This is a genomic window from Mesorhizobium sp. L-8-10 (assembly GCF_016756635.1).
In the GTDB taxonomy this organism is placed as follows: Bacteria; Pseudomonadota; Alphaproteobacteria; order Rhizobiales; family Rhizobiaceae.
This window is the reverse complement of record NZ_AP023263.1, coordinates 8250478-8275355: the sequence shown is the minus strand read 5'-3', so window position 1 is coordinate 8275355 and position 24878 is coordinate 8250478. Positions and strand designations below refer to the sequence as shown.

General features: G+C 65.1%; 20 protein-coding genes. 4 read left to right on the top strand and 16 right to left on the bottom strand.

Going from position 1 to position 24878, the window contains the following annotated elements:
* Positions 1–309 precede the first annotated feature (309 nt).
* Positions 310–1008, bottom strand: a complete 699-nt coding sequence (locus tag JN280_RS38235; RefSeq protein ID WP_202309352.1) for an IS6 family transposase — start codon at positions 1006–1008, stop codon at positions 310–312.
* 364 nt (positions 1009–1372) lie between these two features.
* Here JN280_RS38235 and JN280_RS38230 point away from each other — a divergent pair, with 364 nt between their 5' ends.
* Positions 1373–2986: a BCCT family transporter gene (locus JN280_RS38230; RefSeq protein ID WP_202309351.1), complete on the top strand. Its 1614-nt coding sequence runs from the start codon at positions 1373–1375 to the stop codon at positions 2984–2986.
* Between the two features lie 109 nt (positions 2987–3095).
* Here the strand turns inward: JN280_RS38230 and JN280_RS38225 are convergent, their stop codons facing one another.
* The 15 genes from JN280_RS38225 to JN280_RS38155 form a co-directional block, all read right to left on the bottom strand.
* Entirely contained in the window at positions 3096–4070 is a 975-nt protein-coding gene (locus JN280_RS38225; protein ID WP_202309350.1) for a dipeptidase, read from the bottom strand.
* Positions 4071–4089: 19 nt separating this feature from the next.
* Entirely contained in the window at positions 4090–4803 is a 714-nt protein-coding gene (locus JN280_RS38220) for an ABC transporter ATP-binding protein (RefSeq protein ID WP_202309349.1), read from the bottom strand.
* The gene (locus JN280_RS38215; RefSeq protein WP_202315314.1) at positions 4796–5560 is read right to left on the bottom strand and encodes an ABC transporter ATP-binding protein; all 765 of its coding nucleotides are present in this window, start codon (positions 5558–5560) and stop codon (positions 4796–4798) included. The genes JN280_RS38220 and JN280_RS38215 overlap by 8 nt, the downstream gene beginning before the upstream one ends.
* A gap of 5 nt (positions 5561–5565) precedes the next feature.
* The gene (locus JN280_RS38210; protein ID WP_244743706.1) at positions 5566–6534 is read right to left on the bottom strand and encodes a branched-chain amino acid ABC transporter permease; all 969 of its coding nucleotides are present in this window, start codon (positions 6532–6534) and stop codon (positions 5566–5568) included.
* A gap of 11 nt (positions 6535–6545) precedes the next feature.
* Positions 6546–7415 (bottom strand): branched-chain amino acid ABC transporter permease, encoded by an 870-nt coding sequence (locus JN280_RS38205; protein ID WP_202309347.1) that lies wholly within the window; start codon positions 7413–7415, stop codon positions 6546–6548.
* Between the two features lie 74 nt (positions 7416–7489).
* Complete coding sequence (locus JN280_RS38200; RefSeq protein ID WP_202309346.1) at positions 7490–8668, bottom strand: ABC transporter substrate-binding protein; 1179 nt, start codon at positions 8666–8668, stop codon at positions 7490–7492.
* Positions 8669–8731: 63 nt separating this feature from the next.
* Positions 8732–9352, bottom strand: coding sequence for a TetR/AcrR family transcriptional regulator (locus JN280_RS38195; protein ID WP_202309345.1), 621 nt, complete (start codon positions 9350–9352; stop codon positions 8732–8734).
* A 159-nt stretch (positions 9353–9511) separates the two neighbouring features.
* Positions 9512–12970, bottom strand: coding sequence for a pyruvate carboxylase (pyc, locus tag JN280_RS38190; RefSeq protein WP_202309344.1), 3459 nt, complete (start codon positions 12968–12970; stop codon positions 9512–9514).
* A gap of 22 nt (positions 12971–12992) precedes the next feature.
* Positions 12993–13964: a 2-hydroxyacid dehydrogenase gene (locus JN280_RS38185; protein WP_202309343.1), complete on the bottom strand. Its 972-nt coding sequence runs from the start codon at positions 13962–13964 to the stop codon at positions 12993–12995.
* Positions 13964–14863 (bottom strand): succinate--CoA ligase subunit alpha, encoded by a 900-nt coding sequence (sucD, locus tag JN280_RS38180; RefSeq protein ID WP_202309342.1) that lies wholly within the window; start codon positions 14861–14863, stop codon positions 13964–13966. Before sucD ends, JN280_RS38185 begins: the two co-directional genes overlap by 1 nt.
* A gap of 14 nt (positions 14864–14877) precedes the next feature.
* Entirely contained in the window at positions 14878–16062 is a 1185-nt protein-coding gene (locus JN280_RS38175; RefSeq protein ID WP_202309341.1) for a malate--CoA ligase subunit beta, read from the bottom strand.
* An 11-nt stretch (positions 16063–16073) separates the two neighbouring features.
* A complete protein-coding gene (locus tag JN280_RS38170; protein ID WP_202309340.1) occupies positions 16074–17015 on the bottom strand; it encodes an HpcH/HpaI aldolase/citrate lyase family protein in 942 nt (313 codons plus the stop codon).
* 20 nt (positions 17016–17035) lie between these two features.
* Positions 17036–18226: an aminotransferase class V-fold PLP-dependent enzyme gene (locus tag JN280_RS38165; protein WP_202309339.1), complete on the bottom strand. Its 1191-nt coding sequence runs from the start codon at positions 18224–18226 to the stop codon at positions 17036–17038.
* A gap of 181 nt (positions 18227–18407) precedes the next feature.
* On the bottom strand, positions 18408–19064 hold the full coding sequence (locus JN280_RS38160; protein WP_202309338.1) for a response regulator transcription factor: 657 nt from the start codon (positions 19062–19064) through the stop codon (positions 18408–18410).
* A gap of 102 nt (positions 19065–19166) precedes the next feature.
* The gene (locus JN280_RS38155) at positions 19167–20213 is read right to left on the bottom strand and encodes a GlxA family transcriptional regulator (RefSeq protein WP_202309337.1); all 1047 of its coding nucleotides are present in this window, start codon (positions 20211–20213) and stop codon (positions 19167–19169) included.
* 97 nt (positions 20214–20310) lie between these two features.
* Between JN280_RS38155 and JN280_RS38150 the strand changes: the two genes are divergently transcribed.
* From JN280_RS38150 to JN280_RS38140, 3 genes are read left to right on the top strand one after another with little or no spacing between them, the layout of a single operon-like run.
* Positions 20311–21564 (top strand): sarcosine oxidase subunit beta family protein, encoded by a 1254-nt coding sequence (locus JN280_RS38150; RefSeq protein ID WP_202309336.1) that lies wholly within the window; start codon positions 20311–20313, stop codon positions 21562–21564.
* Between the two features lie 10 nt (positions 21565–21574).
* On the top strand, positions 21575–21877 hold the full coding sequence (locus JN280_RS38145) for a sarcosine oxidase subunit delta (protein WP_202309335.1): 303 nt from the start codon (positions 21575–21577) through the stop codon (positions 21875–21877).
* Positions 21874–24867, top strand: a complete 2994-nt coding sequence (locus JN280_RS38140; protein WP_202309334.1) for a sarcosine oxidase subunit alpha — start codon at positions 21874–21876, stop codon at positions 24865–24867. The genes JN280_RS38145 and JN280_RS38140 overlap by 4 nt, the downstream gene beginning before the upstream one ends.
* The last annotated feature ends 11 nt before the right edge of the window (positions 24868–24878 follow it).

Genomic DNA, 24878 nt, shown 5'->3' with positions numbered 1-24878 from the left:
CGATTGTCAGCGCGCCAGAAGGCGACACTCGCGCTCTTGTCGACGACCTTGGAGCGTTCTGTCGCACCCGCGGAAATGCCGGAGCCGGGATCGTGCGGCGCGGCGCCCCCTACTGAGGGGAGCGCAACCTGGGTCAGACTCCCGATCGCCATCAGTCTAGTGCCGCTCGACTCTGGCGTATTGGCATCGGCGCGCCGCCATAGGCAGGCCTTTGGAACTGGCGCCGCCGTCGATGGTCGATTGACGAGCAGGTTCACCCGGTTCCGTCGCAAACTCGAATCGGAAACGCGGGAAAGCCCCTTTGTGTCCTCAGGCAGCGAGAATGCTGAACTGCTTGGCAAGCGATGGGGCCGGATCATAGGCATACCTCGCCTGACGTTTGCGCATCATGTGAACCATTTCGATGCCGGACAATATCGTCGCTGCGCTGGCGGCCGATTTGAAGCCGAGCATCGGGCGGATCCGGCGCTTGATACGCCGATGGTCCTGCTCGATCCGGTTGTTCATGTATTGGCTTTGCCGGATGCGTATCGGCTTCAGTGGCCGTTGCGATCGCTCCCGCAGCCGGCTCTCACCGTCGCAGGCAATGATTGCCTCGCGGTTCGTCTGGCTGCCGTCAATGATAATGCGTTCCGGACGCCCATGGCGCTTCAGGGCCTTGCGGATGAAGCGTTTTGCAGCCTGCAGGTCACGGTCCTCGCTGAAGAAGAATTCGACCGTGTCGCCGACGCTGTCGATGGCGCGGTAAAGATACATCCAGCGACCACGGACCTTGATGTAGGTCTCATCGATGTGCCACTTGCCGGTGACGGCGCGCTTCCGGCGGTTGAAGCATTCCAGCAGCATTGGCGCAAAGTGAACGACCCAGCGGTGGATCGTCGAATGGTCGACGCCGATACCGCGCTCCGCAAGCATCTCTTCCAGATCGCGCAGGCTGAGATTGTAGGCCAGGTACCAGCGGACACACAGCGAGATCACCGACCGGTCGAAATGGCGACCCTTGAACATGAAAACCCTCCTCCAGTGGAGGAGCCTTCATGCCCCAGATGATCTTGACGGAAAGTTTGCGACGGAACCAGCCAATTTGATGCGCAGACACTGCGGCAGTGCTCCGCGTCAAACTGGGCGCCGAACGATGCGTGGGCTGCAGAGCTTGTCCCCCATGCCGGCGAGCAGGAGCTTTGCCCGAAAGCTCCGGAGCCCACATCCTGAGTCTCCTGTGAGATTGAGCGAAAGGTCGCATTTCATCCCGTCCGAGTCGCGATCAGGCGGAGTGCGTCGCGCTGATTGCGTCACGTTGCTCTGCGGGGAACACAGAAACCATCCCAAGACGCATCACTCACGGGGGGCAGTCAAACAAAGGGAGGACTCCATGCCGGACAGTCATGCGAATGCAGTCGTGTTCGAGGATCACGGGCTCGAGCCCGGTCAAGACAACATCCAGGTGCTCGGCCTCGACGTGCACAATCCGGTCTTCTTCGTTTCGGCGGTCACCATCGTCGCTTTTGTCATCGTCACTTTGATTTTCAGGGACTCGGCAGGCGCCGTGCTTGGCGGCCTGCGCAGCTGGCTTACATCGGCCTTCGACTGGGTCTTCATGCTCTCCGCCAATCTGTTCGTGCTCTTCTGCATCGCGCTCGTCTTCTCGCCGCTGGGCAAGGTGCGTATCGGAGGCGCGGACGCCAGGCCCGACTACTCTTATGCCGGATGGTTCGCCATGCTGTTTGCGGCCGGCATGGGTATCGGCCTGATGTTCTTCGGCGTCCTGGAGCCGATGTACCATTTCAACAATCCGCCGCTCGGCATCACGCCGCCGCTCGTCGACGGCCAGCTCGTCTCGGATCCGGCGGTGATCGAGACCGCGCGCGCGACCGGAATGGCAGCAACGATCTTCCATTGGGGGCTGCATCCCTGGGCGATGTACGCGATCGTCGCGCTTTCGCTATCGCTTGCCGCCTACAACAAGGGGCTGCCGCTCTCGATACGTTCGGCCTTCTATCCGATCTTCGGCGATCGGGTGCGCGGCTGGATCGGCCACGTCATCGACATCATGGCGGTGTTTGCCACCTTGTTCGGCCTTGCTACCTCGCTCGGCTTCGGCGCCTCGCAGGCGCTTGCCGGCCTCAACGATCTCTACGGCGTGCCCAACACCGACACGATGAAGGTCATCCTCATCATGGTCATCACCGGCCTGGCTCTTGCCTCGGTGGTGGCGGGTCTCGATGCCGGTGTGAAGCGGCTTTCGGAGCTGAACATGTTGCTCGCCGTGCTGCTGCTTCTGTTCGTCATCGTGCTCGGGCCGACGACGGCGATCATCACCGGCTTCTTCCAGAACACCTGGTACTATGTGAAGGAGTTGCCCGCGCTCTCGAATTGGATCGGCCGCGAGGATGACGGATTCCTGCATGGCTGGACGACCTTCTACTGGGCCTGGTGGATTTCCTGGTCGCCCTTTGTCGGAATGTTCATCGCCCGCGTCTCGCGCGGCCGCACGGTGCGCGAGTTCATCACCTGCGTGCTGATCATCCCGACGCTCGTCTCCATCCTGTGGATGACGACATTCGGCGGCACGGCACTGAGCCAGTTCCTCGCCGATGGTTATACGGGCGTGCAGCAGACCGTGGTCGACTACGTGCCTGAACTGTCGCTTTTCCGCATGCTGCAGGCGCTGCCGCTGGCCGGAATCACATCGCTGATCGGCATCGTGCTGGTGGTGGTCTTCTTCGTCACCTCCTCCGACTCCGGATCGCTGGTGATCGATACCATCACCGCCGGCGGCAAGGTGGACGCGCCCGTAGCGCAGCGCGTGTTCTGGGCGATCTTCGAAGGTCTGGTGGCGATCGTCCTTTTGCTCGGCGGCGGCCTCGCCGCCCTTCAGGCGGGTGCGATCGCGACCGGCTTCCCCTTCGCCCTGCTGCTCGTGCTGATGACGTATGCGGCCTGGGTCTGCCTGCGCGACGAGCGCGCCCTGCCTCAGGCGGCCTGATATCGCAGGCCAAAGGGGGCGCGGGTCGGGCCCGCGCCCCCCATTCCTTTGTCCAGACTGCCGGGACCTCGCAAAACCGCCGGCTCCGCGTCCTTCGCCGGACGAGCCGTCAAAGGACGCGGTCGAGAAGACCGAGCCAGTTTTCGCCCATGACCTTGCGGATGCGGGATTGCGACCAACCGGCGCGCTCCATGGCCGCCGTCAGGTTCGGATAATCGGCAATCGAGCCGAGGCCGTCTGGGAAGTCGACTTTCCAGAACTCGGTCAGCTGGCGGCCGTCACCCTTGTCCCGGTTGAGGTATTCGAAGAACGGCGTGCCATAGCCCATTGTGAAGTCCGTCCCGAAGCCCACCTGGTCTTCACCGACGAGGTTGATGACGTAGTCGATCGCCTCGACATAGTCATCGATGGTCGAGTCATTGCCACGGCTCAGGAAGGGCGGGAACATCGTCACGCCGACGAAGCCTTCGTGATCGGCAATGAAGCGGAGCTGATCGTCAGACTTGTTGCGCGGATGTTGCTTCAGGCCGCTCGGCAGGCAGTGGCTGTAGGCGACGGGCTTTTTCGAAGCGAGGATCACGTCGCGCGAGGTGTTGGGCCCGACATGGCTCAGGTCGCAGAGCATGCCGACACGGTTCATCTCGGCAACCACGTCATGACCGAAATCGGAAAGGCCGCTGTCACGGGATTCGTAGCATCCACATCCGACGAGATTCTGGGTATTGTAGGTCATCTGCACGATGCCGACGCCCTGCTGCTTGAATATCTCGACGAACTCCAGACGATCCTCGAAAGCCGAGGTGTTCTGGAAACCGAGGACGATCGCCGTCTTGCCATCCTTCTTCGCCTGACGGATGTCGTCGGCCGTGCGGGCCTTGACCAGCCGGTCGGGGTATTTTGCGAACATCCTGTTCCATTCGCCGATGTTCAGCATCGTGTCGCGGAAGTTTTCCCAGACGGAACAGGTGCAGTTGGCGCCCGTCAGGCCGCCGAGACGCATGGCGTCGAAGACCTCTTCGCCCCATTTGGAAATGATCAATCCATCGAAGACGACCAGGTCTTGGTGCAAACCGCCTGTGCTCATGCGACTTTTCCTTTTGTTCTCAGAGATAGATGTTGCGGACGATCGCATCGTGATCGCCCGCCATGGCGGCGACGTCGCCGCCGTCGACTACCTGTCCGTCGCGAAGCACGATGAAACGATCGGCGGTCCGGAAGGCCAGGTTGAGGTTCTGCTCGACCATCAGCATCGTCACGCCGTCGGCCTTGAGGGCATCGACGATGCGGGCAACCTCCTCGCAGAACTGAGGGGAAAGTCCGCCCGAGGGCTCGTCGAGAAGCAGGAGCAGCGGATCGGACATCAGCGCCCGGCCGATTGCCACCATCTGCTGCTCGCCGCCAGAGAGCGTGCGGGTTGCCTGCCGACGTCGCTCTGCCAGACGCGGGAATCGCTCGTAGATGCGCGAAAGCTTCTGCAATGCGCCCGCCCTGCCGCGCTGCATGGCGCCGAGGCGGAGGTTATCTTCGACCGAGAGGTCGGGAAACAGATCCCGGGCCTGCGAAACCTGGGCGATGCCTTGGGTGAAGATGACGTGCGGATCCTGACCGGCGAGTTCCATGCCGTTCAGCTTGACCGAGCCGGAGACCGGTTTGACGAAGCCGCAGATCGCGTTCATCGAGGTCGACTTGCCGGAACCGTTGGCGCCGAGCAGCGTCAGGCATTCGCCCTTGCGCACGTCATAGGTCGCGCCTCGCAGAATGGCCTTCTTGCCATAGCTCACATGCAGGTCGGTGATCGCAAGCAGGATGTCATCCATGACCGAGATAGGCCTCCAAAACCGCCTTGTCCGAGCGAATTTCTTCCGGCGTGCCTTCGGCAATGCGCACGCCGGCTGCCATGACGAGGATGCGATCGGCTGCGGCCATGACCAGTTCGACGGCGTGCTCGATGAGGAGAATGCCCACGCCTTTTTCCCCGGAAAGACGCTTGATGATGTCCATCATCTGTTGCCGGGCAACGGGCGAAAGTCCGACCGCAGGCTCGTCGAGAAGCAGGACGGGCGGCTCGCAGGCAACGGTGCGGACGATCTCGACGATCCGCTGCTGACCGCCCGAAAGATCGCCCGCGGGCGTTTCGGCCATGTGATCCATGCTCATCAGCTTGAGCAGTTCACGCGCTCTCTCGCGTGCTTCGATCTCGGCTTCGATCGCCTTCCTGCGGCCAAGCAGGATATCGATGAACGAGCCCCCAGTCTGGGGATGGAGGCCGGTCATGACGTTTTCCAGCACGGTCAGCGCGGGAAACAGACCGCCGTTCTGGAAGGTGCGGCGCAGCCCCTTCTCCGCGATATGGTGCGGGGAATTGCGGGCGATCTCGACGCCGTTCAGCAGGACCGAGCCGGTCGTCGGGCGCACATAGCCGGAAATGGCGTTGAACAGCGTCGTCTTTCCGGCGCCGTTGGGGCCGATGACGGCGCGTACCTGTCCAGCCTCCAGTCGGAACGAGACGTCATCCAGTGCCTTCAGGCCGGAGAAACGGACACCGAGACCCTGGACTTCGAGCAAGGATGCCATCGGCCTCAATCCCTGTGATAGCGTTGCTGGAAGAGGGGCGAAAAACGGGCAAGCAGGCTCGCGAGCCCCTTGGGCATCACCAGCAGCACTGCCATCACGATGACACCGAAGAATATCTCTTCCATTCCGGGGAAGGCGCGCACGTATTCCGGCAGGGCGGTCAATGCGACGGCGCCGAGCACCGCGCCAGCGACCGACCCCAGTCCGCCGACGAGCACCATGGCGAAGTTGATGATCAACTGGGTCAGGCCGAAGGATTCGGGAAAGACGCGGCCCGTGTGGAGGGCAAACATCGATCCCGCGACACCGACGACGAAACCTGACCACATGAAGGCGGTCACGATGATCTTCGATGTCGGAATGCCGAGAGACGCCGTGGCGATTTCATTTTCACGGACAGCGATGATCGCCCGACCGATGCGCGAACGCAGCAGGTTGACGGTTCCGGCGACGAGCAGGCAGGTGATGGCGAGAAAGATGTAGAACTGGACCGTGTCCGACGTGAGCGCGATCCCGAAATCATGCTGCCGGGAAACCGGCAGGCCGTCGGTGCCGCCGGTGACGGCGCTCGCGTGGGTGTAGAACCAGCGCATCAGTTCGCCGAATGCCATGGTGACGATGGCGAGGTAGTAGAGCCGGATGCCACGCAGGGCGGCCGCGGATGCTAGAAAACCGCCGGCCGCGCCCGCCAAGCCGGCCAGCGGCACCGTGACGAGCCAGGGAAACCCGAGCGCGCTGCCCGCTATGGCCGACACATAGGCGCCGATGCCGAAGAACGCGGTGTTGGCGAAGGCAAGCTGGCCCAGATTGCCGATGACGACCGAAAAGCCGAGCGTGACCAGCGTGTAGACGAGCATGCCATTGGCGATGAACTGCGTATACGGGTTGGTGAAGAGCGGAACCGCAAGAGCGGCGAGCGGGACCAGCCAGAATATCCGCCTGCGCTTGGACATGGTGATCGAGGACGCCTGCATGATGGTCAACCTCAGACTTTCACCACGACCTTGCGGCCGAAGAGGCCACGCGGTCGCGCGATCAGGACGACGACGATCAGGAGGTAGGCCGTGATGTCGATGAGGGCGGTGTCGAGATAGGCGCCGGAATATTGCTCCGCGACGCCGAGCAGCAAGCCGCCGACAACCGCTCCGCCCAGCGAACCGAAGCCGCCGAGCGTCATGGCCGCGAATCCCTTGATGAGGAAGCTCGCGCCAAGGTCCGGGTGAAGGAAGGAGATCGGCGCGATGAGCACGCCGGCGACGGCCCCGAGCGCGGCGCCGATGCCCCAGCTGAAATCATGGAAGCGGCCGACATTGATGCCGATGAGGCGCGCCCCGCGCTCGGACTGATAGACTGCCTGCACCATCTTGCCGATGTCGGTGAACTGCAGCAGGGCGAAGAAGGCGGCGAGCAGCACGGCGACGATGCCGATCGTGAAGAGCGCGTCTCCGGTGATCACCACCGAGCCGATGAAGATCGGATCGATGTCGAAGACGCGCGGCATGGGCAGAACCTCTCGGCCCCAGACGGTTCTCGCGATCCCTCTCAGCATGAAACCGAACGAGATGCTCATCAGCGCCAGGCCGATATGCGGTCCACCCTTGATCGGCCGGATGAGACCGCGGCTGAAGCACAGGCCGAGCGCGAACATCGCGACAATGGCCAGGACGCTCGCCGGCAGGAAAGCGACGCCGACACCTATGACGAGCATGTATGCGAGGAACGCGCCGGCCATGACGAAGTCGCCGTGGCCGAAATTGACGATGGTCGTCGAGCGATAGACGACGGTGAGTGACAGGGCGATCAGAGCATAGATCGCACCCTGTGACGCGCCGCTGAGGGTAAGCTGCAGGAACATGGGCCCGTGCCCTTGCTGGATAGGTGGCTGACGGACGGGAGCCGGGGCCGGATCGCTCCGGCCCCGCACCGGCCTTATTCGTACGCGGTCGCCCAGGCCTTCAGGACGGTCGGCTTGCCGTCGACGAAGCCCGCGACGGCAGACCCCTTCACACCCCGGCGCTCGTCGGCCGACCAGGTGACGGGAGCAGAGAGGATGCCGGTGTCGAGGCTCTCGATGTTGTCGAGCGCGTCGATGAGCTTCGACCGCGTCAGATCCTGGCCGACCGCCTTCAGGGCCTCGACCAGGGCGATCCCGGAGCCGATCGAGATGTAGGAGAAGTTCGTCAGTTCCTCGTCCGGGTAATACTTGTGGATCATGTCCGCCCACTTCTTCATGCGCGGTCCGTCGAGGTTGTCGACATAGGGATGGAGCACGAAGTAGTTCTTGACCGTATCGAGGTCGCCCACGCGCTTCAGCGTGTTCTCCAGGTCGGTGCCGGCGGTTCCCATGACGGGCGTTTCGAGGCCGTACTTCTTCATGTCGCGCAGGAAGATGGCGGTCTCGGCCTCGTAAAGCGCGCCGATGATGAAGTCGGGCTGCGCCTGGCGCAGTTGCAGAACCTGCGCGGTCGCGTCGGTCTGGCCGCGCTCCATCACGAGTTCGAGAACCGGCTCGACGCCATGCGCCTTGAGATAGGCACGGGCCGGGTTGGTGTAGGAGTGCGCCCAGTCGTTCGAATGCTCGACTATGGCGATCTTCTGGGCGCCGGGTTTGGAGAGCACGAAGGCGGCCATGGCCTCGCCGTTGGTGTCGCCGGTCGGCACGCCATGGAAAATGTTCCTGGTCGGAGGCGTCGAGATCGTATCGCTGACGGCATGTGCGACGATCCAGGGCAATCCCGCATCGACGATGTCCGGCTTGATCGAGACGGCGGCGCCGCTGCACGAATTGCCGTGCAGCATGAAAACCTGGTCCTGATGGATCAGCTTCTTGGCGGCGGCGAGCGCCTTCGCCGGATCGCAGGCGGTATCCTCCTGGATCGCCACCAGCTTGCGGCCGTTGATCCCGCCTTCTTCGTTGATCATGTTGTAGAATGCCATCAGGCCGATTTCGGCCTTGCTGTAGGAGGACGCGTTGCCGCTGAACGGCCCCATGACGCCGATCTTGATGCTGTCATCGGTAATGCCCGTCGTTTCTCCGGCAAGGGCCGGACCGGCGGCAAGGAATGCGACGGCTGCGAGCAGCCCAAGTTTCTTCAGTGTGACTTTCATGTCATTTCCCCTTGTTACAAACAGGTCGATCTGTTTTTTATTGGGACGCGCGACTTTCTTGGATCACGCGACCATCTTGGTGACGGCGGTCACATGAGAACGCAGTATGCTTTTGACGGCCTGCACCATCTCGGCATAGTAATGCGTCTCCTTGCGCAGCACGGCCTGAACGGCCATGCCGCGAAACACGTTCATCACGAGATTCATCGCCACGCGCGACGAAACCGACTGGGCATCCGCGGCCACGAAAGTCGCCTCCCAGGCAGCTTCGAAACGGCCATGCAGATCGAGAATCAATGGCGCCAGCCGCAGGCGAAGATTCTCGTCGCCGCGCGCCGCGACGATGATTTCCAGCGACGCATAGAACCAGGTTCCATTTAACAGCTCCGACCAGAGTCTGTCGACGAAGGAGTCGAGATCGTAGTCCCCGCGGCGCAAGCCGGCGGCAAGTTTCTCGACATCGCCGGCAAAGCCGTCGAACATGGCTTCGGTCGCGGCCACGATCAGGTCGATCTTGCCCGGATAGTGATGGGTCTGCGCGCCACGCGAAACGCCGGCCCGCTGCACGATGCCGGGAGTGCTGGTATTGGCATACCCAACTTCGAGAAGGGAGGCGATCGTCGCTTCATGCAGAAGCCGCCGCGTCTCCGCACTGCGCTCGTCCTGTGTCCGCCTTCGCGTCATCTCGCCGGCCCGCTACAAGAAGATACAGGTCAGTATGTATCTTTTTTTCGCGAAGTCAAGTGCCGAATCCGACTGCCCGTAGGAGCGGTCACACGCGGCCGGCCGGCCTCGCCCCGGATGGGCAGGATCGGCAGGCCGCGACGCCAGCAAAGAAGCGCATTACGCATAGACGACGAGCAGGTCCTTTGCGTCGATCTGGTCGCCGGCGCGGACGAGGACTTCTGCGATGGCGCCGTCGCGTTCGGCGTGGAGGGCGGTCTCCATTTTCATGGCTTCGATGGAGAGCAGCACGTCGCCGGCCTTGACCGGCTGGCCGGGGGCGACGGCGAGGGTGGAGACGACGCCCGGCATCGGCGCGCCGACATGGGCCTCGTTGCCGGGCTCGGCCTTGCGGCGGGCCTTGCCGTTGGCGGCGCCGTGGGCGCGGTCGGGCACCTTGACGCGGCGCGGCTGGCCGTTAAGCTCGAAGAAGACGGTGACCATGCCCTTCTCGTCGGTGTCGCCGACGGCGAGGCAGCGGATCACCAGCGTCTTGCCCTTCTCGATGTCGACGAAGATCTCCTCCTCCGGCGCCATGCCGTAGAAATAGGTCGGCGTCGGCAGCACGCTGACCGGCCCGTAGGTCTCCTGGGCGGCGGCGAAGTCGGCAAAGACCTTCGGATACATCAGCGCCGAGGCGAACTCGAGCTCCGAGAGGCCGCGGCCGGCCTTCTCCTCGGCCTGCGCGCGCGCCGCCGAAAGGTCGGCATCGGCAAGCAGCGAGCCGGGACGTGCCGTGATCGGCGTCTCGCCCTTCAGCGCCTTCTTCTGCAGTCCCGCCGGCCAGCCGCCGGGCGACTGGCCGAGATCGCCGCGCAGCATGGAGACGACCGAGTCGGGAAAGGCGATGTCCCGGCCCGGGTTCTCGACATCGGCGACGGTCAGCTCCTGGGAGACCATCATCAGCGCCATGTCGCCGACCACCTTGGAGGACGGCGTCACCTTGACGATGTCTCCGAACATCAAATTGACGTCGTGATAGGCCTGCGCCACCTCGTGCCAGCGCGTCTCCAGCCCCAGCGAGCGCGCCTGCTCCTTCAGATTGGTGAACTGGCCGCCCGGCATCTCGTGCAGATAGACTTCCGAGGCCGGTCCCTTCAGGTCGCTCTCGAAGGCGGCATACTGGTTGCGCACCGCCTCCCAGTAGAAGGAAAGCCGCCTGATCCAGGCCGGGTCGAGGCCGGGATCGCGCTCGCTGCCCTTGAGCGCCTCGACGATCGAGCCGAGGCAGGGCTGCGAGGTGTTGCCCGACAGCGCGTCCATCGCCGCATCGACCGCGTCGACGCCGCTCTCCACCGCCGCCAGCACCGTCGCCGTCGCGATGCCCGAGGTGTCGTGCGTGTGGAAATGGATCGGCAGGTCGGTCGCCTCGCGCGGCGCCTTGAACAGCACCTTCGCCGCGGCGGGCTTCAGGAGCCCGGCCATGTCCTTGACGGCGATGATGTGGGCGCCGGCGGCCTCCAGCTCGCTGGCCAGCGCGACATAGTATTTGAGGTCGTACTTGGCCCGCGCCGGGTCGAGGATGTCGCCCGTGTAGCACATCGCCGCCTCGCAGAGCCTGCCCTCGGCGCGGACCGCGTCCATGGCGACGCGCATGTTCTCGACCCAGTTCAGGCAATCGAAGACGCGGAAGAGGTCGATGCCGCCGGCGGCCGCCTGCTTGACGAAGTGCCTGACCACATTGTCGGGATAGTTGGTGTAGCCGACGCCGTTGGCGCCCCTCAGCAGCATCTGCAGGAGCAGGTTGGGCGCGCCCTTGCGGATCAGGTCGAGCCGCTCCCAGGGGTCCTCGGTCAGGAAGCGCATGGCGACGTCGAAGGTGGCGCCGCCCCAGCATTCGAGCGACAGCAGCTGCGGCAGGGCGCGGGCATAGGCGCCCGCCACGCGCGCGATGTCGAAGCTGCGCATGCGCGTGGCGAGCAGCGACTGGTGGCCGTCGCGCATGGTCGTGTCGGTGACCAGCACGCGCTTCTCGGCCCGCATCCATTGGGCGAACTTCTCCGCCCCCAGCCGGTCGAGGCGCTGCTTGCTGCCCTGCGGCGCCTCGCCGCCGACGAAGGGAACGACGGGCGCTGCCGCCTCCGCCGCCGGCTTCGGCCGGCCGCGCGTCTCCGGGTGGCCGTTAACGGTGACGTCGGCGACGTAGTTCAGGAGCTTGGTCGCGCGGTCGCGGCGCTTCACCTGGGTGGAGAGCTCGGGCGTCGTGTCGATGAAGCGGGTCGTATAGGAATTGTCGCGGAAGGCCCGGTGGCCGATGATCGCTTCCAGGAAGGTGAGGTTCGTCGCCACGCCGCGGATGCGGAACTCGCGCAGCGCCCGGTCCATCCTGAGCCGCGCTTCCTCGGCGGTCGGCGCCCAGGCCGTCACCTTCTCCAGCAGCGGATCGTAGAAGCGCGTGATCACCGCACCCGAATAGGCGGTGCCGCCGTCGAGGCGGATGCCGAAGCCGGTCGCGCCGCGATAGGCGGTGATGCGGCCATAGTCGGGGATGAAGTTCTGCTCCGGGTCCTCGGTGGTGATGCGGCACTGCAGCGCGTGGCCGTTGAGGCGGATGTGATCTTGAGCGGGCACGCCGGCCTCCGGCGTGCCGATGGCGGCGCTGTCGAGGATATGGATCTGCGCCTTGACGATGTCGATGCCGGTCACCTCCTCGGTGACGGTGTGCTCGACCTGGATGCGCGGATTGACCTCGATGAAGTAGAATTTTCCGGTGTCGGCATCCTGCAGGAACTCGACCGTGCCGGCGCCGACATAGCTCGTTGCCTTGGCGATCTTCAGCGCATGGCCGCAGAGCTCGGCGCGGCGGGCGTCTTCGAGATAGGGCGCCGGCGCGCGCTCGACGACCTTCTGGTTGCGGCGCTGGATCGAGCAGTCGCGCTCGAAGAGGTGCACGCAATTGCCGTGGCGGTCGCCGAGCACCTGCACCTCGACGTGACGCGCGCGTTCGACCAGCTTCTCCAGATAGACCTCGTCCTTGCCGAAGGCGGCCTTGGCCTCGCGCTTGGCTTCCGTCACCTCGCGCGCCAGGTCGGCCTCGGCACGGATCGCCCGCATGCCGCGCCCGCCGCCGCCCCACGACGCCTTCAGCATCACCGGATAGCCGATCGCGGCCGCCATCCTCTTCACCGCGCCCATGTCGTCCGGCAGCGGCTCGGTCGCCGGCACTACCGGCACGCCGATCTCGATCGCCAGCTTGCGCGCCGCCACCTTGTTGCCCAGCCGGCGCATGGTCTCGGGGCTGGGCCCGATGAAGGTGATGCCGTTCTCCGCGCAGGCCTCGGCGAACTCGGGGCTTTCCGACAACAGGCCGTAGCCCGGATGGATCGCGTCGGCGCCGGCCAGCCGCGCCACCCGGATCACCTCGTCAATCGACAGATAGCTCTCGATCGGCCCCATCTCCTTCCGCAGATGCGGGCCGCGGCCGATCTGGTAGGACTCGTCCGCCTTGAACCTGTGCAGCGAATATTTGTCCTCCTCCGCCCAGATCGCCACCGTCTGGATGCCCAGCTCGTTCGCAGCCCGGAAAACACGGATCGCAATCTCGGATCGATTGGCGACAAGTAGCTTCTTGATCGGCAAGGAACGGCTCCGGTATCTCGGCTCATGCGACCCTGTCGGGAGGATCGCGGCCGTCGAAGAAGGCAGTGACGTTGTCGACCACCTTCATGCCCATGGCCCTCCGCGTCTCGGCCGTCGCGCTGCCGAGATGCGGAAGAAGCACGACATTCTCGATATCCGTAAGGCCTGCGGGGATCGACGGCTCGCCTTCGTAGACGTCGAGCCCGGCGCCGGCGATCGACCGCGACCTCAGTGCCTCGACGAGGGCCTCTGTGTCGACGACGTCGCCACGCGCGGTGTTGATCAGAAACCCGCCCGGCTTCATCAGCCCGAGGCGCTGCGCATCGATCAGGTGCCGGTTCTCCGCGCCGCCGGGGCAATGCAGCGAGATGAAATCGCTCGCCCCCATCACCTCGTCGATCAAGGTCAGCTGACGCGCCTTCATGGCGCGCGTTTCCTCATCGTCGACCGTCGAGCGGTTGTAGAAGACGATCGCCATGCCGAAGCCGAAATGGGCGCGCCGCGCGGTGGCCTTGCCGATCCGCCCCATGCCGATGATGCCGAGCGTCTTGCCGCCGAGAGCGCTGCCCAGCATGTGGGTTGGGCGCCAGCCCTGCCACTCACCGGCGCGAAGCTGCCGCTCGCCCTCCCCGGCGCGGCGGGCGACCATCAGCATCAGGGTCAGGGCGATGTCGGCGGTGCAGTCGGTCAGCACGCCCGGCGTGTTGGTGACCGCCACACCGGCCGCCCTGGCGGCGGAGACGTCGATGTGATTGAAGCCGACGCCGAAATTGCCGAGTATCTTCGTGCGAATGCCTTTCTGGTCGAAGACCGCGGCCGGCAGCTGGTCGCTCACCGTCGGCAGAACGGCGTCGAAGTCCTTCAACGCCGCGGCCAATTCCGCTTCCGTCAGCGGCCGATCGCTCTCGTTCAGTGTGGCGTCGAAGCGGGCGGCGAGCACGCGCTCCACCTCTTGCGGCCAGCGCCGGGTCACGAGTATGCGGGGCGTTGCCATCAGGCGGCCCTGCTCATGACCGACAGCACGTCCGCCACCGTCTCGCCGAATGAGGACGGCGTCGGCACAATGGTGACGCCGGCGCCCTTGAGTATCTCGACCTTTTCCTGCGCCGATTCCCCGAACGCGGAGATGATCGCGCCGGCATGGCCCATGCGTCTTCCCTTGGGAGCGGACAGGCCGGCGATATAGGCGATCAGCGGCTTCTTCATGTTGTCGCGCGCCCAGAGCGCGGCTTCGGCCTCCTGCGGGCCGCCGATCTCGCCGATCATCAGCACCGCGTCGGTGTTCGGGTCCTTCTCGAAGAGTTCCAGCATGTCCCTGAAGGACGACCCGTTGACCGGGTCGCCGCCGATGCCGACCGAGGTCGACACGCCGATGCCCAGCGCCTTCATCTGGCTCGCGGCTTCATAGCCCAGCGTGCCCGAGCGACCGACTATGCCGATGCGGCCCGGAAGGTAGATCGAGCCCGGCATGATGCCCATCAGCGCCTCGCCCGGCGTGATCATTCCCGCGCAGTTCGGCCCGATCAGGGTCATGCGATCCTCGAAGCGGTAGCGCCTCATGTATCGCTTGACCCTGATCATGTCCTGGGAGGGAATGCCGTCGGTGATGCAGACGCAGAGCCGGATGCCGGCGTCGGCCGCCTCCATGATCGAGTCGGCCGCGAAGGGCGGCGGCACGAAGACGATCGACGCTTCGGCACCGGTTTCCTGCACGGCGCCCTTCACCGTGTTGAAGACGGGCATGCCGAGATGGGTCTGGCCGCCCTTGCCGGGAGTGACGCCGCCGACCACGTTGGTGCCGTAGCGCTTCATGTCCTCGGCGTGGAAGCTGCCGATCTTGCCGGTGAAGCCCTGCACGATGACCCGGGTGTTCTTGTCGAGGAGAATGGACATGGCGTGGGCCTCCCTCAGGCAGCCTTGCTGGAGGTGTGGGAACGCCAGGCAGCGACGGCCTTGTCGGCGGCCTCGGCCAGCGTTTCGGCGATGATGATGTTCTCGCCGGACTCGGCGAGGATGCGCCGACCTTCCCCCATGTTCGTGCCGGAGAGGCGCACGACCAGAGGAACCGGCACGCCGACCTCCCTCAGCGCCTTGATCACGCCCTCGGCAACCCAGTCGCAACGGTTGATTCCGGCGAAGATGTTGACGAGGATCGTCTCGACATTCCTGTCGCGCAGCACGGCGCGGAAGGACTTGGCCACGCGCTCGGGCGAAGCGCCGCCGCCGATGTCGAGGAAGTTCGCCGGCTCGCCGCCGGCGATCTTGATCATGTCCATGGTCGCCATGGCGAGCCCGGCGCCGTTGATGATGCAGCCGATGTTGCCGTCGAGGCCGACATAGGAGAGGCCACGGTCGGAGGCGAAGGTCTCGCGCGGATCCTCCTGGCTCTTGTCGCGCATCTCGGAGATGTGGGGGCGGCGGAACAGCGCGTTCTCGTCGAAGCTCATCTTTGCGTCGAGCGCCACGAGATCGCCACCGCGGGTCACGACCAGTGGATTGATCTCCAGCATCGAGGCATCATAGTCGACGAAGGCGCGATAGCAGCCGAGCAGCGTCTGCGTGGCGCGGCCGATCAGGACATTGTCGAGACCGAGCCCGAAGGCGATCTCGCGCGCCTGGAAGTCCTGCATGCCGACGCCGGGATCGACGGTCGCGCGGATGATCGAGTCCGGCTCGGCCTCGGCGATTTCCTCGATCTCCATGCCGCCCGAGGACGAGGCGACGATCATGACGCGCTCGGATTTGCGGTCGAGCACGAAGCCGACATAGATCTCGCGCTCGATGTCCATCGCCTCCTCGATATAGAGGCGGCTGACCAGCTTGCCTTGCGGACCGGTCTGGTGTGTCGCCAACCGGCGGCCGAGCATGGTGTCGGCGGCTTCGACGATCTCGTGGTCCGACGAGCAGAGCTTGATGCCGCCCGCCTTGCCGCGCGCCCCTGAATGTATTTGTGCCTTCACGACCCAGCGGTCGCCGCCGATTTCGCTTGCGCGATAGGCCGCCTGCTCCGGGCTGTAGGCCAGCCCGCCGCGCGGGATGTGGATCTGGTAGCGCGACAGGAGTTCCTTGGCCTGGTATTCATGAACGTCCATCTTCTCCTCCCTCAGCAGCCGGCGGTGATGGCTTCGTGGGTGGCGAGCACGTTGCGCGCCATGCGCTCGGATGCGGCGTCGATCATCTTGCCGTCGAGCGAGGCCGCACCCTTGCCCTTGCTCTCGGCGACCTTCAGCGCTTTGATGATGCGGCGGGCGCGCTCGACCTCCTTCTCGGGCGGGGAGAAGATGTCGTTCGCAAGAGCGATCTGGCTCGGATGGATGGCCCACTTGCCCTCGATGCCAAGCGCCGCGGCGCGGCGAGCGGCTGCCCTGTAGCCGTCCGGATCGGAGAAGTCACCGAACGGACCGTCGATGGCGCGCAGGCCATAGGCGCGGCAGGCAACCGTCATGCGCGACAGGCCGAAATGCCACTGGTCGCCGGGATAATCGGGGTTGAGGCCGCCAATGTTGACGGTGCGGGCCTTGAGGCTCGCCGCATAGTCGGCGACGCCGAAATGCATCGCCTCCAGCCTCCCGCCGAAGGCGGCGATGGCCTCGACATTGGCCATGCCGAGCGCCGTCTCGATCAGCGCCTCGAGACCGACGCGGGACTTGTAGCCCCGGGCGGTCTCGATCTGGTTGACCATGGCCTCGACCATGTAGAGGTCGGCGGGCACGCCGACCTTCGGCACCAGCAGCGTGTCGATCCGGTCGCCGGCCTGCTCCATGAGGTCGACGACGTCGCGATACATGTAGTGGGTGTCCAGCCCGTTGATGCGGACCGAGATCGTCTTGCCGCGCCCGCGCCAGTCTATCTGGTTGAGCGCCTGGACGATGTTGGCGCGGGCACGCTCCTTGTCCGGCGGCGCGACCGCATCCTCGATGTCGAGAAAGACGTAGTCGGCATCCGAAGTGGCCGCCTTCTCGATCATCTCGGGATTCGAGCCCGGCACGGCGAGCTCGCTGCGCTGCAACCTGAGCCGGCGCAGATGGTTGATCGTGTGGCTCACCGATTCCTCCCTTCGTCTTTTCAGGCCGCCTTGGCGGTCGTCATCGCGGCGGCGGAGCGGAACTGGTTGATCGCGGCCGCCACGCCCGAGCCCGGCTCGATCTTCACGCCGCAATCGAGCAGCGTGAGCTCGACCGCACCGAGCGCGCCAAGCACCATGACCTCGTCGAGCGAGCCGAGATGGCCGATGCGGAACACCTTGCCCGCCACCTTGGAGAGCCCGCTGCCGAGCGAGGTGTTGTAGGCGCGATAGGCGTGCCTGATGACTTCCACGCCGTCGACGCCCTCGGGCAGGCGGATCGCCGAGACGGTGTCGGAATGCCACTTCGGCTCGGTCGCGCAGAGCCTCAGGCCCCAGGCGGAGACCGCGGCGCGGACGCCGTCCGCAAGGTGGCGGTGGCGGGCGAAGATATTCTCGAGCCCTTCCTCGAAGATCAGGTCCAGCGAGGCGCGCAGGCCGCGCAGCAGCTGCGTCGGCGGGGTGTAGGGGAAGTATCCCGTGTCGTTGGCCTTGATCATGTCCTCGAAGGCGAAGTAGCAGCGCATGTGGCGCGCGGTCCTGGCAGCATCGAGCGCCTTCTGGCTGACCGACAGGAAGCCGAGCCCGGCGGGCAGCATGAAACCCTTCTGCGAGCCGGAGACGGCACAGTCGACGCCCCACTCGTCCTGGCGGAAGTCGATCGAGCCGATCGAGGAGACGCCGTCGACGAAGAGCAGGGCCGGATGGCCGCAGGCGTCGAGTGCCGCGCGGACCGCGGCGACGTCGGAGGTCACGCCGGTCGCGGTTTCGTTGTGGGTGACGAAGACCGCCTTGATCCTGTGCGCCGCGTCGGCGGCGAGACGTTCGGCATAGAGCTCGACCGGCACGCCCGTGCCCCATTCCACATCGAGGCAATCGACTTCGAAGCCGAGACGCTCGGCCATGTCGACCCAAAGATGCGAGAACTGGCCGAAGCGGCTCATCAGCACACGATCGCCGGGCGAGAGCACATTGGTCATCGCCGCTTCCCAGGCCCCGGTGCCCGACGAGGGATAGATGAAGACGCGGCCGTTCCGGTTCCTGAAGACCGTTTTGAGGTCGGCGAAGAGCGGCAGCGTCAGTTCCGGATAGCGCGGGGAGCGCATGTCTTCCATCGGCAGGTCCATCGCCTGGCGGACCTGCTCGGGTATGTTGGTGGGGCCGGGAATGAAGAGATGATCGTAGCCTGCCATAGGTCCTCCACTTGCATGCGGCGTCCGAAGCCCGGGTCGGCCGGCGGACTGGATTGCTATGTTCAGGCTGCCCATCGGGCCATTTCGCCACAACACTCGCCCGGGCAGAAAAGAATGCCGAACGGGCAGCAATATCGCGGCCCGGGCGGGTAGGACCTTCGAAGGTGTGGGTAGGTTCCGACTACCCGGCGGGTAGTCGATCCGGCTTGCGCCGGCACTCCCGGGTGTAGAGAGCGACGGCCATGGCGCGATTGCGTACACCGAGCTTGTCGTAGAGATTCTTCAGATGGTACTTCACCGTATTTTCGGAGATTCCGGTGCGGCTGGCGATCTGGGTGTTCGACCAACCGTTTGAGAGCATGCCCAGCAGTTCGGTCTCGCGCGACGTCAGCTGCTGGAAGGGCGTGCTCGAAATCTTCGAAATCGCGGTGTAGGGAATGCAGATTCGGCCCTTCATGACCGCGGTCAGTGTCGCGAAGAGGATTTCAGGGTCCTCGAACTGGTAGCAGAGGCCGTTGACGCCCAGCCGAATGGTCTCATTGATCACCGAAGGATCGCTGGTGTCGGCGAAAAGCACGATCCGGGGGTCGAGCCCGAGCCGGCTGAGATCGGCGAGCACGTCGGGTGCTTCGGCATCCTCGAGCTGCCAGCTCAGGAGCACGCAATCCGCTTCTACCAGGGAGAGCTTTTGGCAGAGCTCGGTCGACGTCCGCGCCGTGTCGGCTATGGAAAAGCGGGCGTTTTCGGCGAAAAGCCCGCGTAGTGCCGCAATGACGAGGGGATTGCGCTCCGCGATCAGTATGCGCCCTCCTACCTCCTGCGGCGCGGACGAAACCATGCGGCCTCCCACACTGGCTCAAGCCTTTTCGGATGCAGGAGAGTAGCAGTCGGATGAACGCACAAGTGACTGCGGAGCGACGCAAGATGTTCAAATGACGCGTCAACGCTCCGGAACGAGAACCCCTGCAGCACGCGGCTGCGCGGAGACGGCCGCCTGCAAATTCGCCCGCCGGTATTCGGATGGCGTGAGGCCCAGTTCGGCCCTGAAGGTGTTGATGAGATGCGACGCATCGCAAAAGCCGGTGGCATGCGCGATCTGCGTCACCGTCCGCCCGGTGGCCTCCAGCATCCGGCGTGCGGCGTCGAGGCGCAGCCGAAGCTCCGCCCGTGAAGGTGAGAGGTTCAGGTCGGCCTGGAACCGGCGCTCGAGTTGTCGCCTGCTCACCCCCAGCCCACGCGCCAGGTCCTCGACCGTCTCCGGATTCTCGAGGTTCTGCCTGATCCGGATAAGCGCTTTTCGCACCACAGGGTCTCGCCCCGTCAGGTCGCCTCGAAAGCCCGGCTGGGGTTTGTCCCCGGCCATGGCTTCATCGATGATCATGATGCTCAGGCTCTTCGTCGCGGCGACACGGCCGACATGCTTTTCCACCAGCCATGCAGCCAGATGCGCGGCGCTGTGTCCGCCCGAGCAGGTCAGCCGGTCCCGGTCGACGACGAAGATCTGGTCCGAGACGGGGTGGGCGGTATCGAACCGCTCCAGGAAGTCGTCATGGTGAAACCAGCTAACGCAGCAGCGATAGCCGTCGAGCAGGCCGGCTTCGTGGAGCAGGAAGACGCCGGTGCACAGGCCCACCAGCGGTACGCCCTTGCGCGCCGCGGACCGGAGGAAGGCGATGCATTCGGGTGAAAGACCGCGCGCCTCCTGAATGAGACCACCGACCACGACGATGTAATCGTACTCTCCGGCATTGTGCAGGCGGGTCTCGGGCTGGACCTTGACCCCGCAGCTCGACCGAACCGGGTTCATGTCGGCGGAGAGAACCGTCCATTCGCAATTGATCGGGCGCGAGCGATCGGCCTCGTCGGCGGCGAGCCGCAACACGTCCACGAAATTGGCGAAGGCGGAAAGCGTGAAGCGGTCGGCGAGCAGGAACGCGACGCTGAGGCGCTTCTTGCCGGGTCTGTTTCGCGAAGGAACGGATGCCATGGCGCGATCATACAATGTTGCCGCCGCATTGTTCCAGTCTTCCCCGTTCCTGCTCGACTAGAACGCCGAAAACCGAACCTGCATGGGCTGGCCTGACATGACCCATTTTTCCGCGTTGTCGCTCTTGAAGAACGCCCTTACGGGTCACAAGAACTGGACCCCGCAGTGGCCCGAAAGCCAGCCGAAAGCGGAATATGACGTGGTGATCGTCGGCGCCGGCGGGCACGGGCTGGGCGCGGCCTACTACCTGGCCAAGCAGCACGGCATCACCAACGTCGCGGTGATTGACAAGGGCTGGCTCGGCGGCGGCAACACCGGGCGCAACACGACGATCGTCCGTTCCAACTACCTCTACGACGAAAGCGCGCGTCTTTACGACCATGCGCTGGACCTGTGGGACAATCTCAGCCAGGACCTGAACTACAACGTCATGTACTCGAAGCGCGGCGTGATGATGCTCGCGCACAACGTGCATGACGTGCAGAGCTTCCAGCGGCACATCCATTCCAACCGCCTCAACGGTGTCGACAACCGTTGGCTGACGGCCGCGGAGGCCACGGCGTTCTGCCCGCCGCTCAGCATCTCGCCGACGGCGCGCTATCCGGTTTTGGGAGCGGCGCTGCAGCAGCGCGCCGGCACCGCCCGTCACGATGCGGTGGCGTGGGGATATGCGCGTGGCGCGGCGGCGCGCGGGGTGGACATCATCCAGAACTGCCCGGTCACCGCGATCCGGCGCGGTCCCGACGGCCGTATCACTGGCGTCGAGACCGCCAAGGGATTCATCAAGGCCAAGAAGGTCGCGGTTTCCGCCGCAGGCAACACCACCGTGGTGATGGACAGCGCCGGCGTTCGCCTGCCGCTCGAGAGCTTTCCGCTTCAGGCATTGGTTTCGGAGCCGGTCAAGCCGATCTTCCCCTGCGTGGTGATGTCGAACACGGTGCACGCCTATATCAGCCAGTCCGACAAGGGCGAGCTGGTGATCGGTTCCGGCACCGATCAGTACACCAGCTATTCCCAGCGCGGCGGCCTGCCGCTGATCGAGCATACAGTTGCCGCGATCTGCGAGATCTTCCCGATCTTCACCCGCATGCGGATGCTGCGCAAATGGGGCGGCATCGTCGACGTGACGCCGGATCGCTCGCCGATCATCGGCAAGACGCCGGTGCCCGGGCTCTACGTCAACTGCGGCTGGGGCACCGGCGGCTTCAAGGCGACGCCCGGCTCGGCTCACGTGCTGGCCTGGACCGTCGCCAAGGACGAGCCGCATCCGATCAATGCCCCCTTCACGCTGGAGCGGTTCACCACCGGCCGCCTGATCGACGAGGCCGCCGCGGCCGCCGTCGCGCATTGAGGAGACGAACATGCTTCTGATCCATTGCCCCTATTGTGAAGAAACCCTGCCGGAGCTGGAATTCACCTATGCCGGCGAGGCGCACATCGCCAGGCCGGCCGATCCGTCGTCCATGAGCGACGAGGAATGGCGCGACTATCTGTTTATTCGCACCAATGCTCGCGGGCTGCATTTCGAGCGCTGGCGGCATGCGCACGGCTGTGGGCGCTTCTTCAACGCCGCGCGCGACACGGTGAGCGACAAATTCCTCAAGACCTACAAGGCGGGCCAGGCGCGCCCTGACCACTCCGACGTGAAGGAGGCCGCGGAATGACGAGCCTGCGTGTTCCCGGCCGCGGCCGGATCGATCACAACCGGCCGGTGAGATTCACCTTCGACGGCAGGACCATCGAAGGCCGAGCGGGCGATACGGTCGCCTCCGCGCTGCTGGCCAATGGCGAGCACCTGATGGGGCGCTCGTTCAAGTACCATCGCCCCCGCGGTCCCGTGTCCGCGGGATCGGAAGAGCCGAACGCCCTTATCGGCGTCCGCCACGGCCCCGGCCGATTCGAGCCCAATACCCGCGCCACCGTGCAGGAGATATGGGACGGTCTGGAGGCGACCAGCCAGAACCGGTATCCGAGCCTCAAATTCGACGTCGGCGCCGTGAACGACCGCGCCTATATGCTGTTTTCCGCCGGGTTCTACTACAAGACGTTCATGTGGCCGAAGTCCTTCTGGGACAAGGTCTACGAGCCCTTCATCCGCGCGGCTGCCGGCCTTGGCGTGTCGCCCACCGAGGAAGATCCCGACACCTACGCCTCGCGCTATCTGCATACCGACGTGCTGGTGATCGGCGCAGGTCCGGCGGGCCTCGCCGCTGCTCTGAGCGCGGCCAGGTCTGGCCTGCGCGTGACGCTGGTCGACGAGAACGCGGAAGCCGGCGGAACGCTACTCAGCGAGCCGCAGGCGGTGATCGACGGCGCTCCGGCCTGGGCGTGGCTCGAGGCGACGCTCGACGAACTGAAGTCGCTCGGCGCGCGTGTCATGACGCGCACCACGGCCATCGGCTACTATCACCAGAACATGGTCGGTCTTGCTCAGAAGCTGACCGACCATCTGCAATCGCCCACCGCCGGCACGCCGCGCGAGAGATTGTGGCGCGTGCGGGCCGGACGGGTCGTCCTGGCGCAGGGCGCGCTGGAAAAGCCGCTGGTCTTCGACGGCAACGACCGGCCGGGCGTGATGCTGGCCGGCAGCGCCCAGACCTATCTCAATCGCTTCGGCGTCAGGGTGGGCAACAGGGCCGTCGTGGCGACCTGCCATGATAGCGCATGGTATGGGGCCTTCGATCTCGCCGACGCCGGCACGAAGATCGAAGCGATCGTCGATACCCGCGCCAATCCCCGGTCCGACCTTGTGGCCGAGGCGCGCTCCCGCAACATCGAGGTGCTGTCGGGCCATACGGTCACCGGCACCGAGGGACGCCTGCGCGTCAAGTCGGTGCGCGCCAATCCGGTCCAGGGCGACCGCGTGGGATCGGCCCGCACGCTGGCCTGCGATTGCCTTCTGATCTCTGGCGGCTGGACGCCGTCTCTGCATCTCTTCTCCCATACTCAGGGCAAGCTCGCCTGGGACGACGAGAGGCAGACCTTCCTGCCCGACCGCAAGACCGAGGCCTGCCACATTGCCGGCGCTGGCCGCGGCCTCTGGGGGATCGAATGGGTGCTGAACGACGGTGCGGCCATGGGGGCCGAGGTCGCGCGCGAGCTGGGCAAGAAGCCTGTCGCCGGCCGCCATGCTGTCGACAAGGATCGCCATGGAACCGGCGTCAGCCACAAGGAGCTGCCGAGCGACCGAAACCCCGGCCGGGCGCGCGCCTTTGTCGACTACCAGAACGACGTGACCGCAAAGGACCTGCGCCTGGCCGTACGCGAAGGCATGCGCTCCATCGAGCATGTCAAGCGCTACACGACCAACGGCATGGCCACCGACCAGGGCAAGATGTCCAACATCAACGGGCTCAACATCGCCGCCGACGCGCTCGGCAAGCCCGTGCCGCAAGTGGGTCTCACCACCTTCCGCCCGCCCTATACGCCGACCACGTTCGGCGCCTTTGCCGGATATCACCGGGGCGGGCATTTCGAGGTGACGCGCAAGACCCCCATCGATAGTTGGGCCGAGGAAAATGGCGCGGTCTATGAGCCCGTCAGCCTGTGGCGGCGTGCCCGCTATTTCCCGAAGGCCGGCGAAGACATGGATGCGGCGGTGGCACGCGAATGCCGCACGACGCGTGGCTCGCTGGGCATCTTCGATGCCTCGACGCTGGGCAAGATCGAGGTCGTCGGGCCGGATGCGGTGACCTTCATGGAGCGGATGTACACGAACCCGTGGGCCAAGCTCGGGATCGGCCGCTGCCGCTATGGCCTGCTTCTGGGCGACGATGGCTATATCCGCGACGACGGCGTGATCGGCCGCCTGAGCGCCGACCGCTTCCACGTCACCACGACGACCGGCGGCGCGGCGCGGGTGCTCAACATGATGGAGGATTACCTCCAGACGGAATGGCCAGATCTCGAGGTCTGGCTCACCTCGACCACCGAGCAATGGGCGACCGTCGCGCTCAACGGTCCCAGCGCACGCAAGCTGCTCACCCCCTTCGTGGAAGGGCTGGACCTCTCCGACGAAGCCTTCCCGCATATGTCGGTCGCGGAATGCACCGTTGCCGGGTTCCCTGCGCGTCTGTTCCGGGTCAGCTTCACCGGCGAACTCGGCTTCGAGGTGAACGTGCCGGCCCGCCACGGCCGCGTGCTGTGGGAGAAGCTCTGGGCGGCGGGCCAGCAATACGGCATCTGCGCCTACGGCACAGAGACCATGCACGTGCTGCGCGCAGAGAAGGGTTTCATCCTGGTCGGGCAGGACACCGACGGCACGGTCACTCCGCATGACGCCGGAATGAGCTGGGCGATCGGAAAGGCCAAGCCCGATTTCGTCGGCAAGCGCGGGCTTCAGCGCCCCGACCTCGTCGCCGAGGGCCGCAAGCAGCTCGTCGGCCTGTTGACGGAAGACGGCACGACGAAGCTGGAGGAAGGCGCGCAGATTGTGCTCGACCCGAACCAGCCCAAGCCGATGAGGATGGTAGGCCACGTCACCTCCTCCTACCGCAGCACGGCGGCGGGACGACCGATCGCGATGGCCCTCGTCGAAGGCGGGCACAAGCGGACCGGCGAAACGGTCTTCATCCCCATGCCGGGCGGCTTGGTCCGGGCCAAGGTCACGGGAACCGTGTTCTACGACCCGGAAGGCGAACGGCTGAAACTCTAGGACAGGAGACG

Bases quoted from the DNA above. Each gene is read 5' to 3' on its own strand.
- JN280_RS38215 (WP_202315314.1), bottom strand. From the start codon at position 5,560: ATGGCATCCTTGCTCGAAGTCCAGGGTCTCGGTGTCCGTTTCTCCGGC.
- JN280_RS38140 (WP_202309334.1), top strand. From the start codon at position 21,874: ATGACGAGCCTGCGTGTTCCCGGCCGCGGCCGGATCGATCACAACCGG.
- JN280_RS38230 (WP_202309351.1), top strand. From the start codon at position 1,373: ATGCCGGACAGTCATGCGAATGCAGTCGTGTTCGAGGATCACGGGCTC.
- JN280_RS38225 (WP_202309350.1), bottom strand. From the start codon at position 4,070: ATGAGCACAGGCGGTTTGCACCAAGACCTGGTCGTCTTCGATGGATTG.
- JN280_RS38165 (WP_202309339.1), bottom strand. From the start codon at position 18,226: ATGGCAGGCTACGATCATCTCTTCATTCCCGGCCCCACCAACATACCC.
- JN280_RS38145 (WP_202309335.1), top strand. From the start codon at position 21,575: ATGCTTCTGATCCATTGCCCCTATTGTGAAGAAACCCTGCCGGAGCTG.
- JN280_RS38235 (WP_202309352.1), bottom strand. From the start codon at position 1,008: ATGTTCAAGGGTCGCCATTTCGACCGGTCGGTGATCTCGCTGTGTGTC.
- JN280_RS38160 (WP_202309338.1), bottom strand. From the start codon at position 19,064: ATGGTTTCGTCCGCGCCGCAGGAGGTAGGAGGGCGCATACTGATCGCG.
- JN280_RS38150 (WP_202309336.1), top strand. From the start codon at position 20,311: ATGACCCATTTTTCCGCGTTGTCGCTCTTGAAGAACGCCCTTACGGGT.
- JN280_RS38195 (WP_202309345.1), bottom strand. From the start codon at position 9,352: ATGACGCGAAGGCGGACACAGGACGAGCGCAGTGCGGAGACGCGGCGG.
- JN280_RS38155 (WP_202309337.1), bottom strand. From the start codon at position 20,213: ATGGCATCCGTTCCTTCGCGAAACAGACCCGGCAAGAAGCGCCTCAGC.
- JN280_RS38200 (WP_202309346.1), bottom strand. From the start codon at position 8,668: ATGAAAGTCACACTGAAGAAACTTGGGCTGCTCGCAGCCGTCGCATTC.
- JN280_RS38185 (WP_202309343.1), bottom strand. From the start codon at position 13,964: ATGGCAACGCCCCGCATACTCGTGACCCGGCGCTGGCCGCAAGAGGTG.
- JN280_RS38175 (WP_202309341.1), bottom strand. From the start codon at position 16,062: ATGGACGTTCATGAATACCAGGCCAAGGAACTCCTGTCGCGCTACCAG.
- JN280_RS38205 (WP_202309347.1), bottom strand. From the start codon at position 7,415: ATGTTCCTGCAGCTTACCCTCAGCGGCGCGTCACAGGGTGCGATCTAT.
- JN280_RS38220 (WP_202309349.1), bottom strand. From the start codon at position 4,803: ATGGATGACATCCTGCTTGCGATCACCGACCTGCATGTGAGCTATGGC.
- JN280_RS38210 (WP_244743706.1), bottom strand. From the start codon at position 6,534: ATGCAGGCGTCCTCGATCACCATGTCCAAGCGCAGGCGGATATTCTGG.
- sucD (WP_202309342.1), bottom strand. From the start codon at position 14,863: ATGTCCATTCTCCTCGACAAGAACACCCGGGTCATCGTGCAGGGCTTC.